Source organism: Deltaproteobacteria bacterium (assembly GCA_040223695.1).
Lineage (GTDB): Bacteria > Desulfobacterota_D > UBA1144 > Nemesobacterales > UBA2774 > JAVKFU01.
Window position 1 is genome coordinate 148,008 of record JAVKFU010000013.1, and the last position, 13,791, is coordinate 161,798.

Genomic DNA, 13,791 nt, shown 5'->3' on the forward strand with positions numbered 1-13,791 from the left:
TCACTACGACAGGCCGACCGAGATATGAACGAGATTGGCAAGGAAATGAAACAGTATGCTTGCCCAAAGGGTGCCTGTAACGTAATACAGGTATCCCATTACGAGCGAGGGAAAGAAGGTGAGCACAGCTTGGGAACACACGGCCAGGCCGTGTCCTCCGCCCAGGCAGAGCGTGACAAAATGCCCGAGGGCGAAGAGGAGACTCACAATTATTATGCCTTTTATGCTGTTCCCGATTTTTTGCTGAAGGTAACCCCTGAAGAACACCTCTTCGGGCAAAGCGACGAGAAAGAGCTGCAGGAGAATGAATGAAAAAGAAAGATTATTTAAAGTGAGCGTTTTTCCGTAAAAAAAACCGTATGCGGCTAATACAGCGAGATAAATAAGTAAAATAACCGCCGACACCGCGACTCCGAGTAGCACCCCCCTCAAATCCCACCCGAGATCGTTCATATCAGCTTTGAGAACTAGGGGAATTGAGAGCATCAAAAGCGCTGAAACGGAAATTACGTATTGCCAGGGTAAAAATAGATTCAGAGTGAAGACAATTGAAATCAGCAGGGCGTAGAAGAATAAAGGAACCAGGTACTTACTTGTCTTGTAATCTGTTTTCATTTAGAGGGTGCTGAAATGAGCGATTTGAATATTTACAGCGTAAAAATACATAACCGGCTCATTCCGGTCAATAAAGCCTGTACCACCCAAATATGTTTATAAATAATACTCCCCAGATATTGACCAGGATGCCGAGAATTATCAAAAGTCTGTGATACCATTTTAGTTTATCTCCGATATCTATTACAGTAAGCAGAAGAAGAAACGGGTAGAAGTCCATTGCGTACCGGTACCCGAATTGCGTCCATCCCGTCCCGCTTTTAATAAAGATAAGAAAGGCGATCGGTATGATAGCCGACCAGCACGCTATAGTCAGCCTGTTTCTCCACCCGGCAAAAAAAGCGAATATGAAAGCAGGCGTAGTAATAAAAACCGAAAGGCCTGCTTTTGAAGGAATTACATAAGGCCAGCTGTCGATAAAAACGGGGGGGTGAAGCAGAAAAACATATAGATGGTGCCGAATATACGAAAGACTGAATAAACCCTTGTTAAACCAGGGCGAGACTTTTTCCTTGGCAGGAGTTATCGTATGAAGTGCATATGCTACATCAAACGGAGATCCGAACCTCAAATAGTTATAGAGAAAATTTAGCAGAATGAAAATGCCCAAGCCCGCGCAAAGGAGCAGAATCGGTCTTATTCTAATCTTTTTAAGGACAGAAAACTCCTTTTTATCGGGAAAAGACAAATTTGAAATCATGATAATAAAAAAAGGCAGGCTCAGTACAGTAGTTAACCTGGACCAGTATGAAGCGCCCAGAAGAAGGCCTATCAATAAAGAGCTTCGTCCGCTGAGCGTCGAGTGCACGGCAAGAAGCAAAAAGAACATGGAGGTTATCTGGGCGAAATACCATACGGAGCCCACTGTCGCCGTATACCAGTGAATAGAGCCGAACCCGAACAAGAGAGTGATCCAGAACTGAAGCTCCCTGTTCCCCGTTAATCTCCTCGTTATCAGATAAACCAGTGAAATATTGACACCGCCCAACACGAGCGACGCGAGAGCCTGATTGAAGGAAGTTCCCCAAACGGCTACAAAGGGCATGATTAGCACAGCCGGCATGGGAGGATATATCACGTATGATTTTCCGTCCCTTATAACAAGCTCCTCGAAATAGAAAGGTGTGTCCGTTACGTACAACCTTCCGTGCAGAAAAGCATCGGCAAGATAGGTGAAATAGTTAAAAGGGTTCTCGGTTCCGGGCTGCGTCAGAAAATAGACCAGAAATCCCGTCACGCAAAAAAGAAGGGCAAGCAACAAAGGGGAATATTTATTATCCCGTGGAGCGTATAGATTCATAGACAATATTGAAATAATTATTCAATAATCGAGAAAGTTAGATTAACATAATATACGAATATTGAATTCGAGTAAAAAACTCTGTATTAGTTTTCGGTCAGAGAATAATTAGCCCAATACGATGAAACTCAATAGTCCGCTGAGAGAATTATCCGTAATAATAATCGTCACGATAATCGGAACCTTTTTTCTTGCCTATGCGGCTTTTGTTCTACTTGAAGACACGTTCCCCGACTCTGTTATATCAATATGGAACACATGGGACACTCAGCATTATCTGGATATAGCGCAGTACGGTTATACAAACTCAGCAATCGACGAAAAAAAATTGCAAATAGTATTCTTCCCTCTTTACCCCTTCATTATTAAAATCTTTTCGTTTGCATTTAAAGATTATCTGTTCTCGGCGCTTCTGGTCTCTAATATCGCATATGCCGGGGCGGTCGTTTACCTCTTTAAACTGGTCAGGATTGATTACGATGACGACGATGCCTTAAGAGCGGGAATATATATCTCCATATTCCCAACCGCATATTTCTTTCACGCGCCTTATACGGAGAGTCTTTTTTTAGTGTTTACCGTAGCGAGCCTTTACTACGCGAGAAGAAGTAAATGGGCCCTTTCGGGAACCGCGGGAATGCTGGCTGCGGCGACCAGAATAACCGGCATTATCCTCCTGCCCGTCCTGGTAATCGAGTATCTGTATCAAAATGAATACAAGATAAAAAACACAAGAAAAGAAATTCTGTGGCTGGGAGCAGTGGGCTTGGGTCTGTTATTCTATCTGGTTATCAATTACGTGACCTTCGGCGATCCGTTCAAATTCCTGGAATTTCAAAAAGGGCATTGGTCAAAAGAACTCGCCTTGCCCATTAAGGGGTTTTTCTCCGCCTGGAGCGGTATTTTCTGGCGTAAACCTGCAGATGCGCTTCTCGGAGGCTGGGCGGAAATCATATTCGCTGCTCTGGGGCTAATTTTAATTATTTATTCCTTTTTCCGTCTGCGTCTGTCTTACGGAGTATATGCCCTTCTGACATGGCTCACGGTTACTTCTACTTCATTCTGGCTGAGCATACCCAGATATACCCTTTCGATTTTCCCTATATTTATAGCGTTATCCATCCTGGGCAGGCGGAAGGAGGTTAACTATCTAATCATATTTTTATCGCTTGTTTTCTACGCGCTTTTCCTCTCTCTCTTTATCAGATTCAGATGGGCCTTTTGAGATAATATTCAAAGAGATAATTGTTGAATTATACAAATGAGGGTAACTTAGCGATTTAACGCCCGGCATCAAAAAAATGGACATAACCTTAATCGTACCGACATATAACGAAGCAGAAAACATACCCCTTCTGGTCGAGTTAATATTCAGAAACTTCGAAGAGGCAAACCTCGAAGGGAGCGTAGTTATTGTAGATGACAACTCCCCGGATGAAACCTGGAAGAAAGCAGAGGAGCTCAAAAAGAGCCACACCAGGCTGGCAGTAATGCGGAGGCTTAATGAAAGGGGGCTTTCCTCCGCGGTATTGGAGGGCTTCCGAGCCTCCCGCAGCAAAATATTAGGGGTCATGGACGCGGATTTAAGCCATCCGCCCGAGAAAATACCTGAACTGGTCAATCCCATTATAGAAGGGGAAGCGGACATTGTAATCGGGAGCAGATATATAAACAGGGGGGAAATCGAGGAATGGTCTTTGAGCAGAAAAATATCTTCCAGACTGGCTACATTGGCGGCTTGCGGGCTTACCAGTATCAAGGACCCGATGTCGGGATTTTTTTTTCTGAAGCGCGATGTGATTGACAACGTCGAGTTAAATCCGAAAGGGTTTAAAATAGGGCTTGAGATACTTGTAAGGGGAAACTACGAGAGGGTAATCGAGGTCCCTATAACGTTTCGGGACCGTATGTACGGGGAAACCAAATTAAACAGCAATGTAATTCTCGACTACCTGATCCAGGTAGCCGGACTATACATATATAAAATCTTTTAACACCGGACAGATGATGAATCTTACCCGAATCATTCAAAAGCGGACCTATTTATTAACGGCACTTATCTTTTTTTCAGTAACATTTTTAGTTTATTTCCTGACGGGAGAAGGGGAAAAAACACCGTACCACTACTTTGTACCCCTTGCCGATGCATTTCTGCACGGAAGGACTTATCTCTTAGAAAATATAACGTGGCTTAACGAACTAATAAATATTGACGGGAGATACTATGTAATTTATCCACCCATGCCGGCCTTCTTTCTCCTGCCCCAGGCCGCCATATCCGGTATGGAAGCCAACCAGACACTGGCCTCCGTTTTTTGGGGGAGTCTAAACGTGGCACTCGTATTTTTTCTGATGAGGCGGGTAACGAATAATCTGCGACTTCAGATCTGGATGACGATCCTGTTCGGATTCGGGACTATACACTGGTATCTGGCGAGCATAGGCAATGCATGGTTCTTCGCTCACGTGGCATCGTTCTTCTTCCTTACCGCCGCAATTATCGAAACGCTGGGTAAAAAACGCGCTTTATTAATCGGCCTATTACTGGGAGCGTCATACTGGTGCCGATTGCCGGTTATTCTGTCGGTTCCTTTCTTTCTGATAATGCTCTCCGGTTTATGGGTCAAGAGTGTAAATACCTCCAACCCCCTGAAAAGGGTTGATTTTATCCCCCTGCTTAAATTCGGCCTCGGAGTCGGTATATTTATAATTCTGAACTTCGCTTATAACTACCTGAGGTTCAACACCATATTCGACATCGCATACGATATTCAAGCGGCAAGAGAGCCCTGGTTCTATGATAAAGGGTTATTCCACATATCCTATATTCCGGATCACCTGTGGACTTTTCTTCTTAAACCCCCCGTATTTAGCTCGGCGGCGCCGTACGTCAAACCCGATTACATGGGCATGTCTATTTTGATAACCACACCCGCGTTCATTTATTCCCTTTTCGCCGGAATCAGAAATAAATTCTCTTTAGCATGCTGGTCGGCAATAATACCCATCGCTGCCGTATTGTTTATACACGGCGGGGTGGGATGGAAACAGTTCGGTTATCGATTCGCCGTTGACTTCTACCCCTTTCTCTTAATATTGACGGCTCTCGGAATAAAGAAGAACCTTACAGACATATCAGATTTGACATGGGACCAGAAAGCACTTATTTGTATAAGCGTTCTGGTTAACATGTGGGGAGTTGTCTGGATAAACAAATTCGGTTGGGTGCTATAATTCTTCATAAACAATAATAACAAGCCCAACCTTTTTTCTGAAGATGGAAAATCAAAACCCAAGCGGTGATACTCATAAAATCGCCGTAGCCGCTCTTTTAATATTTTCCGTTACATTCGTTGTTTATTTTTTAACACGGGTGGAACTCCCGACTCCGTATAATAACTTCGTGCGTCTGGCAGACGCCTTTTTAAACGGGCGCCTTCACCTTAACGAAAATTTAAACTGGCTCGAGCTCGCCCCCTACGAAGGTAGATATTATATTATACCGCCGCCTCTTCCGGCAATATTGATTCTACCGGTGGTCGCCCTATTCGGCCTGTCCACAGATCAGACATTAATATCTATTTTCTTCGGGAGCATCAACGTGGCCCTGGCTTTCCTGGCCGCAAGAGCGCTCACAAAACAAACAAGCGTTCAGATCTGGTCAACCGCAATGTTCGGCTTCGGTACCCTGCACTGGTGGGTAGCGACAGCAGGCGGTGTCTGGACGTTCTCACAGACGGTGTCAACGACATTCTTGCTAATCGCCATCCTGTGCGCCTTAAAAAACCGCCATCCTATTCTCGCAGGAGCAGCCCTGGGAGCCTCATACTGGTCGCGCCTCCCTACGATACTCTCGTTTCCATTCTTCCTGGCGATGTACTCGGGGGAGTGGCTCCATAGCGAACGGACAAAAAGTATTATCGGAAGAATCAATTTACGACCCCTTGTCTGGTTCGGAGTGGGAGCCGGCATTTTTGTAATGTTTAATTTTGCTTATAACTATATGAGATTTGATACACCACTGGATATTTCCTACTACCTGATACCCGGAGTACTCGAAGAACCCTGGTATCAGAAAGGCATATTCGATGTCACATACATACCGAGACACCTGAAAGTGATATTTCTCGGTTTCCCCAGGATAATTGATGAATTCCCGTACATAGTCCCCGGATGGCACGGAATGGCAATCTGGATTACGACGCCTGCATTCATTTATGCCTTCTTTGCAGGCATAAGAAACAAAATTGCAGCCGGGTGCTGGCTCTCAATTATTCTTATCGCGTTTGTAGATTTCTGCCACGGCACCTGGGGATTCGCTCAGTTCGGATACAGATTTGCACTGGACTTCTATCCGTTTCTCTTCTTGCTTACGGTAAAAGGAATGGGTAACGATGTGAAATGGCATCACAAAGTACTGATAATAATCGGCGTTCTCGTGAACCTGTGGGGGGTACTTTGGATAAACAAATTCGGCTGGGTAGTATATTGAGCTATTTCTTAAAAACCAGATATTTATAACCCAGGAAATCCCAGATTATTACAAAGACAATTGACGCGAATGCCCCGATATTTGCCCATATAATCGGCGATATATTACCCATGGGCCCTATCACATTGACTATGAAAGACGCGACAGTCACATTAATGACAAAACCGATAAAGGATACGATTATGAATTTAAAAAACTGCTTTCCCATGCCTCTCGTTTCTCTGCTTTCAAATGTCCAGAACTTATTCCACGCGTAGCTGTTTGTCGCCGCGCATAGAAACGAGACGCTTTTAAAAATAGTATACAGAATTCCCTTCTCTTCACCCGAAATGAAAATCAAAAAATTCAACACACCGAAATCGATAGCAGTATTGGACACTCCGATAGGAATAAATTTGCCGAACTGAAAAAGAATATTCCGTCTGGTTTCGAGGTGAGAGGCCAAATAGACCCATAGAACGACGAAGACAGGAGGAATTATCAGCAGGGGCGGCCAAATAAAATTAAAGGAAATATTCCCTATATATATTTCGCTTCTCAGCGTTCGCAAAATCGCAATGAAAAATATGGAAATTATAAAACCGATGATAAGCGAGCTGAAAAAATCCGTTCTCTTCATATAATCATCCGAAAGACCGATAAACGGTCCCGTAGAAAATCAACAGGCCGGGGATAAGGATTCCGGTGAAAACTCTCAATACCTATCTCCAGGTTTTCAGCCACATAAAACGGGTGAGCTCCGCATCCTTTACCGGAACCGCGGCCACTACCGGATAGAAATAGATAAAAACTCCCGCCGCCAAGAAAAAATATATTATCACCAGCAACTTACCTTTCTTTGACCTAGACCACAAGCTGTTTAAAAAATAAGAACTGATCAAAAGAATAAAAAGGAATGAAGGCATAAAATGATAAAGGAAAACTATTTTTCTTGGCGAAAATGCCCAGGGGAGCCAGTAGGCGAGAACGCTTACAACGGCAAACACAAGCGACGGCATCTCTTTTCTTATAACCTGAACAACGCCGAGGATAAAAAACAGAAGCCCGGTCCACCATATAAACGGGTTGCCCAGCATATATATATTAGAACGCAGGCCGTTACTCAGGTCCTCAAAGTGCAGATATACGGGTCTTATTAATAAAGGCCATTGCCACCAGGCCGACTGGTATGGATGAGTATCCGTCACACCGCCGTGATAATTGTACATATTAGCTTGAAGTGAAATGAAATCACCAAGCGAATTGCCGTAATAGAAAAAGGGTATGTATGTCGCAATATAAACTATTAAGGGAATCACTCCGAAAGCCAGAATCATTCTAGGAATTATCTTCAAAATAGAGGCAACAAATGACTTTCCCCGAGACTCGGATGTGTAGACCTCAAAGTAATATATCAACAAGAAAGCCACCCCGGCCAGAAATTCCGTTATATACACTCCGCTCCACTTTATAGACATCGCCGCGCCGCAAAAGAATCCGGTCAGTACCAGGAATAAATTCTTTCTAGTCCTTGCGTACTTAACAATAAACAGAGAGGCAAGGAGCAGAAAATCGGCCATAAATATATCGACCATGGTAATACGGCTTAACACGAAAAGAAAAGAATCAAAGCTGTAAAGAAGCGCTGCTATCAAACCGGCTCCTTTGCTCTGAAACAAATTTTTCCCGAGCAGATAAATAAACAGAGCCCCGAGTCCGCCGAAGAGAGCCTGGAAGAATCTCCAGCCAAAGGTATTGTTGCCGAATATCAAAATTCCCAGCGCGCTTATTTCCTTTCCGAGAGGCGGGTGGGTCCATTCATATGCCAGGTCCTCAGGCGCCTCGTGGTAGCTCTCCCACGCTGCTCTGTTTCCCTTGGCCATTTCCTGAGCGGTAAAAGCATAGTACACTTCGTCAAAGTAGTAACTCTTCGGAATTTCCAGACGATACAATCTGACGCCGATACTAAAAATTAGTATCAGAAGAAGAAACAGCTCATATTTATACTTAATTATTGAAGATTGTAGTGACACTTTTCTCCGTGAATATCAATTGCGAGGGATAACCGAATTTACAGGATTCTTATACTTAACCGTAATTATTATAAAGTGAATCAGCACTATGATAAAAGCGCTAAGATAGAGAGAAAACATTGCGGCCCTCATAACCAGATCTACATTTTCCGGGACTCCGCTGTATTTAGTCGTAAGCTGTATATAGGAATAAATCATGTTGATTACGTAAACACACGACACAATAGCATACATGTACCAGAATATCCAAGTACGAAAGGTAATTAACGTAAAAAAGACTATCGCAGGTAGAAGGTGGCGCTCATGCGCCCGCGTTACAAAAAGAAAAAGTGAAAAGAGAACAAGGGCGATTGTTTCAAATATCAAATAAGTGAATTCTTTACCTTCCCTGTGACGCCGGAGTAATGTTGACCTGAGCAACAATCCCATTAGCAGAGCGTAAATTGATCCGAATATTAAAGTTCCCCATGTCTTGTACGACAAGCCCAGAAATAAAATCTCATCATTAACCCACATCGCAAAAGAGCCCCAGAAGTTAAACGCATTTAGTGAAGTGAACTCATACTGCTTGTACGCTGTTTCAAATCTTTCCCTTATCAAATCGACAGGACCCGTAATGAGGTAGCCGAGAGAATCAAGATCGTCCCAGATGAAAGGAAGCGTTATTATAATCAATGAAAATATTATTGCCATCACGAATTTAACAGCGGGGATATAATGTCTGAACCCGATTTTTGGGAGCGAATCCAGAACGGGCTTAATCGCAATAAATCCTATTACCGGGAAAATTACTATGCTCTGCGGCTTAATCATAAATGCCGTAGCGGCAAAAAGACCCGAAAGGACAAAATGTTTCCTCAATCCTAAAAACACGGAAAACAATATAGGCAGAGTATGGAAAGAATCCACCTGCCCCCAGAAAGTGGAGTTGGAGAGAGAAGCAGGATTAAACAAATAGACCGCGGCTGCGATCATCGCGTTCCTGACACTGGTAATGTCTCTAAGGGCAAAGAATATCAGCGCTGATATGCCGACATCGGAAAGATTAGCCGGAAGCTTGAATAGGATTTCCGGAGATAGGGCGGGGAATGTCCTATGAATATTGTCAAGCAGCCAAAGCACGTAGAGATAGCCCGGCATATAATCACACCAGTATCTGTCGTAAAAACCGCCGAAGCCCGCGATCGCGATCTGACGACCCCAGCCTCTCCAGACATCGAAATCAGGCTCATAGGTCAGAAACATGGAAAGAAACAATCTGAGGATAAAGCCACCAAGGAGTATCACGGATAAAAGAACATAGGGATTCCTCAGATAGTTCAGTTGTTTATCCGTCTCTGAGTTCATTTCTAAGTTTCCATGATTCCCTGAACATTTTAAGAATTACATGAATATCGGCTCCGGACTGGTCCCCGAATTTGCGGGGAAAATGACGTACGGGAACTTCTATCAGATTGTATCCTTTTTTCTTCAGTTTTATAAGGAATTCTGCGCTGAATAGCGCTCCATCAGCCTTTATGGGTTTTACAGATTGATAAGCCTTTTTAGGAAAAATTTTAAACGCGCAATCCATATCCTTTACCCCGAGTCCGAAAATTAATCTGATATACATACTGTAGAGCCAGGCGTTTAAAGAACGTATCATGGAATCCGCTCTATTCTCCCTGTAACCTATAACGATCTCTTTTTCACCCGCGTGCCGAAGCAGCCGGTCTAGGTCCAGAATATCGAACTGTCCGTCACTATCCATAAAAAATATATATTCCAGCGTAGCAGCGTCAAAACCGCTTCTGAGCGCTGATCCGTATCCCCTGTTTACATCATGATTAACCAGAATAATTTTAGAATTAGCCAAGGAGAGTTCATTCACAATAGCCCGGGTCCTATCAACAGAGCCATCATTTACGACTATAACTTCATATCCCCCGGCCATATTTTCAAGATAAAGAACACAATTGTCCACAGTTCCTTTTATATTTTCTTCCTCATTATATGCGGGGAGAATAACGCTAATGGAAAAATTTTTGCTCATATTTCAAATTTAGAGACTTGATCCACAACCCGCAATCGGGTTCCCGATCAATTTGATGCGATTATCTCACAGTTAATTTCACGGATTGTAAACCATTTGCGCTTTTCGACGGGTACTTTTTCAAATGAACAATTTTTCCCGCTGGGCCATTTTACGTTGATATCTACTTCAGTATGCTTCCCCGCGCCGAAATAAACCGGAAGCATATCCTGCTCGCAGCAGCCCCTGCCTCCGGATACCTCCCTTATCTGCAAGCCGTCGGGGGTGGATACTTCCACACGCGCCCCGATAGCCAGACTGTTGCTGAGAAGACCGTCCCCCACAAGTTCAAGCGTTACAGAGCTATTAGAATTACCGCTATTTCTCATAAGGGCAGTTCCAATATGGCCGTTTAAATAAACATCCATAAATCCGTCACGGTCGTAATCTCCCCACGTCGCCGCGAAAACATCAATTGGCGAATCCACCCCGGCCTCGGGCGCGACATCCGAGAAAGTTCCATTTCCGAGATTTCTGTAAAGTTTTGTCGGCTTTACATGATTGGTCGTAAAAAGATCGATTTTCCCGTCAGCGTCGAAATCAACCCACGCGCATGTTCTACCGTCACCTGCATCGCCCGTATTAGTTTCCCATGTAACATCCTCAAACGTGCCGTCCCCGTTATTTCTGTACAGAGCGTTGCTTTTCGCTTTACCTATATTCGTTACGTAAATATCCAAAAAGCCGTCCCCGTTATAATCCCCTGTGCAGGCCGCAGCGGTCTTCCAATAAAACTCCCCGCCAAGCCCGGATTTAGTGGTAACGTCTGAGAGTGTGCCGTCGCCGTTATTAACGTAAAGCTTATTCAATCCGCTGTTTGCGAGGAAAATGTCGGGATAACCGTCATTATTATAATCGAACCAGACGGCGGAACTAGTATTTATTCCCTCGGCCAGACTCATAGAATCTGAAACGTCCTCAAAACTCCCGTCTCCCTTGTTTCTATAGAGGACAGACTCGCCCCTGCCGGCCTGAAACAAATCGACCATACCGTCTCTGTCGAAGTCCGCCCACAAAACATGACTGACCGAAGATTTCGGATTTTTTAACCCGGATGCTTCAGTAACATCAGCAAAAAATATTCCGTCTTTGTTTTCAAAAAGAAGTGGAGGACTTTCGGTGCTTATGGTGGAAATAGCGAGGTCCGGGAAGCCGTCATTATTATAATCGGCCCAGGAAGCGGCGCTTGAATTAACATCGGGAAGTTCGGAAATAGAACTTATCTCATCGAATCCGCCGTCGCTCCGTCCGGCAAATAGAAACATGCTTTTATTTCCAGTGTCGAGATTTAATGCTCCGCGGGCTCGAAAACGGCTTCTCCTTCCGTCTGATCTGCGTGAGCCCCTGTTAATATTGGTTATTAAAATATCCAGCCAGCCGTCAGCGTTGTAATCGCCCCATACAGCGCTCTGGCCCAGCCTGACGGGCGGATTTAATCCCGCCTGATATTTGAGGTCCTTGAACTCGGGTATGCCTTCTTCATCAGATGACTCATTTTGAGCAGTTGACTGGATAGAGTAAGCGAAAACCACGAAAATAAGAATTGTAAATGCGATACGCATCGAAAAAAGATTAACCTTTTTTAAGATCTTTTAACAGAAGATCAGCCGCGCGTAAACTGAGTGCTTCGATTGTCAATGAAGGTGCTTCTCCTCCACCGGAGGTGGGAAATACGCTTGCGTCCGTAACGAGCAAATTTGATATGTTGTGTACCCTGAGTGACGAATCAACAACAGATGTTTCGGGATTATCACCCATACGGCAGGTTCCGTAAACGTGCGTAGCCGAAAAGTAATCGTAAGAAGATACCTCTTCAACAATTTCTTCAGCGCCGCTCGCATTTAATATTTCCTTTGATTTCTTTTGCATGAATTCAATGCTCTTAAGCTCGGGTTCCCCAAGAAAAGACTGTATTTTTGCGACAGGCACACCGTACTCGTCCTTTACCTTTGAATCTACAGTCACAAAGGTATCGTCATTAGGGAAGAATTCCGCAATCCCCCCGACCGCTATTGCATGTCCGAACCACTTATCCATTTCGCTGACAAACTCCTTACCCCAGCCCTCGAAGTAACGCATAGCGTAATTTACCGGTCCCATGGCGCTCCCCACCATAGGGAACAGTCTCAGCCCCCCCGGGAATCCACGCTTCGGATCAGGATTATTCCACTTCCATACGACGCTATCGATCGGTATTCCCCTGTAGGAATCTGTCCTCTCGGGATGAAAAGCGACTGTTTCATAAAAAGTGGTCTCCATGAAGTTTTTTCCGACGATGCCGCCTTCATTGATTTCAGAGTTCAAGAGAAGCCTCGGAGTCTCGACAGCTCCGCAAGCAACTGCGACATAATCGCCTTCTACAAAATGCTCCTTGCCGCTTTTGTCGTAATATACAACTCCCTTGACTTCGCTTTTTTCCTTTTTCTTCTCCACTTCAATACGTGTTACATAGACATTTTCGAGTATTTCACAATTTCCGGTATCCTCGATAAGAGGAATAAAAGTAACGTCAACGCTTCCCTTATCTTTTCGCGGACAACCCCAGATACATCCATTGCAGTAATTACAGGGAGGCGCGTCTCTATAAAGACTTGAAAGAATAGCGACAGAATTCGGTAGAAGATCAATTCCCTGTTTTTTACATCCCTTTTCAACTATTTGGCTCGCGTAGCTCAGCTGGTGCGGCTTTAGAGGATAGGGCTTGTTTTTCGGACGATATGGAATCTTGGCGGGGCCGGCTACGCCGATTATCTTTTCAGCTTCGGTGTAATAGGGCTCAAGGTCTTTGTAGTCAATGGGCCAATCCACAGCCACACCGAATTCGCTCTTCATTTTGAACGCGTTCTCATTCAGTCTATGGGCCTCGCCCTGATAATGAAGGGTAGTGCCCCCAATGCCCGATACCTGCTGATATTTATGATATCTTCTTTCTTTTCCGTGATTAAGCTTTCCTGAAGCTTTGTTCCAGGATCTGAGATTTTCATATTTAGTGTCAAGAGTCTGCTTTTCGCCGAACGTGTAGCGGATTTTCCTCTTGTAAGGAAATCCCTTTAATTCCCAATCCGTCTCATCAAGTGCGTAGTCTTTGTAGGGATCGTAACGAGGTCCCGCCTCGAGCAGTAGCACGCTCATCCCACTTGAAGCAAGTTTCCACGCAAAAGGAGCCCCACCGGGGCCCGATCCTATAACAAGACAGTCATATTTTTTTTTCTTTGAGGGCATGGCAATAAGCGGTTGATACTATAATGAAACTATTGCTTTATGTCAATTTATAAGTTATACATTTTGCTTTAACTTGCCA

General features: G+C 44.2%; 12 protein-coding genes. 4 read left to right on the plus strand and 8 right to left on the minus strand.

Annotated features, from left to right (window positions below):
• Nucleotides 1-3: 3 nt before the first annotated feature.
• A complete protein-coding gene (locus RIG61_03640; GenBank protein ID MEQ9618250.1) occupies nt 4-615 on the minus strand; it encodes a CPBP family intramembrane glutamic endopeptidase in 612 nt (203 codons plus the stop codon).
• Nucleotides 616-682: 67 nt separating this feature from the next.
• Nucleotides 683-1,876: a hypothetical protein gene (locus RIG61_03645; GenBank protein MEQ9618251.1), complete on the minus strand. Its 1,194-nt coding sequence runs from the start codon at nt 1,874-1,876 to the stop codon at nt 683-685.
• Between the two features lie 160 nt (nt 1,877-2,036).
• On the opposite strand from RIG61_03645, the gene RIG61_03650 reads away from it, so the two are divergent.
• The 4 genes from RIG61_03650 to RIG61_03665 all read left to right on the plus strand — a co-directional run bounded on the left by RIG61_03650 (nt 2,037) and on the right by RIG61_03665 (nt 6,407).
• Nucleotides 2,037-3,140, plus strand: coding sequence for a glycosyltransferase family 39 protein (locus RIG61_03650; protein ID MEQ9618252.1), 1,104 nt, complete (start codon nt 2,037-2,039; stop codon nt 3,138-3,140).
• 76 nt (nt 3,141-3,216) lie between these two features.
• Nucleotides 3,217-3,909, plus strand: coding sequence for a polyprenol monophosphomannose synthase (locus RIG61_03655; GenBank protein MEQ9618253.1), 693 nt, complete (start codon nt 3,217-3,219; stop codon nt 3,907-3,909).
• 13 nt (nt 3,910-3,922) lie between these two features.
• The gene (locus RIG61_03660; protein ID MEQ9618254.1) at nt 3,923-5,149 is read left to right on the plus strand and encodes a hypothetical protein; all 1,227 of its coding nucleotides are present in this window, start codon (nt 3,923-3,925) and stop codon (nt 5,147-5,149) included.
• A gap of 43 nt (nt 5,150-5,192) precedes the next feature.
• Nucleotides 5,193-6,407: a hypothetical protein gene (locus tag RIG61_03665; protein ID MEQ9618255.1), complete on the plus strand. Its 1,215-nt coding sequence runs from the start codon at nt 5,193-5,195 to the stop codon at nt 6,405-6,407.
• A 1-nt stretch (nt 6,408) separates the two neighbouring features.
• Here the strand turns inward: RIG61_03665 and RIG61_03670 are convergent, their stop codons facing one another.
• The 6 genes from RIG61_03670 to RIG61_03695 form a co-directional block, all read right to left on the minus strand.
• The gene (locus RIG61_03670; protein ID MEQ9618256.1) at nt 6,409-7,026 is read right to left on the minus strand and encodes a GtrA family protein; all 618 of its coding nucleotides are present in this window, start codon (nt 7,024-7,026) and stop codon (nt 6,409-6,411) included.
• Between the two features lie 82 nt (nt 7,027-7,108).
• Nucleotides 7,109-8,419, minus strand: a complete 1,311-nt coding sequence (locus tag RIG61_03675; protein MEQ9618257.1) for a phospholipid carrier-dependent glycosyltransferase — start codon at nt 8,417-8,419, stop codon at nt 7,109-7,111.
• A gap of 15 nt (nt 8,420-8,434) precedes the next feature.
• A complete protein-coding gene (locus RIG61_03680; GenBank protein MEQ9618258.1) occupies nt 8,435-9,766 on the minus strand; it encodes a hypothetical protein in 1,332 nt (443 codons plus the stop codon).
• Nucleotides 9,747-10,451 carry a glycosyltransferase family 2 protein gene (locus RIG61_03685; GenBank protein MEQ9618259.1) on the minus strand — a complete coding sequence of 235 codons (705 nt, stop codon included), beginning with the start codon at nt 10,449-10,451 and terminating at the stop codon, nt 9,747-9,749. Before RIG61_03685 ends, RIG61_03680 begins: the two co-directional genes overlap by 20 nt.
• A 47-nt stretch (nt 10,452-10,498) precedes the next feature.
• Nucleotides 10,499-12,052 carry a CRTAC1 family protein gene (locus tag RIG61_03690; GenBank protein MEQ9618260.1) on the minus strand — a complete coding sequence of 518 codons (1,554 nt, stop codon included), beginning with the start codon at nt 12,050-12,052 and terminating at the stop codon, nt 10,499-10,501.
• 10 nt (nt 12,053-12,062) lie between these two features.
• Complete coding sequence (locus RIG61_03695) at nt 12,063-13,622, minus strand: GMC family oxidoreductase (GenBank protein MEQ9618261.1); 1,560 nt, start codon at nt 13,620-13,622, stop codon at nt 12,063-12,065.
• Between the last annotated feature and the right edge of the window lie 169 nt (nt 13,623-13,791).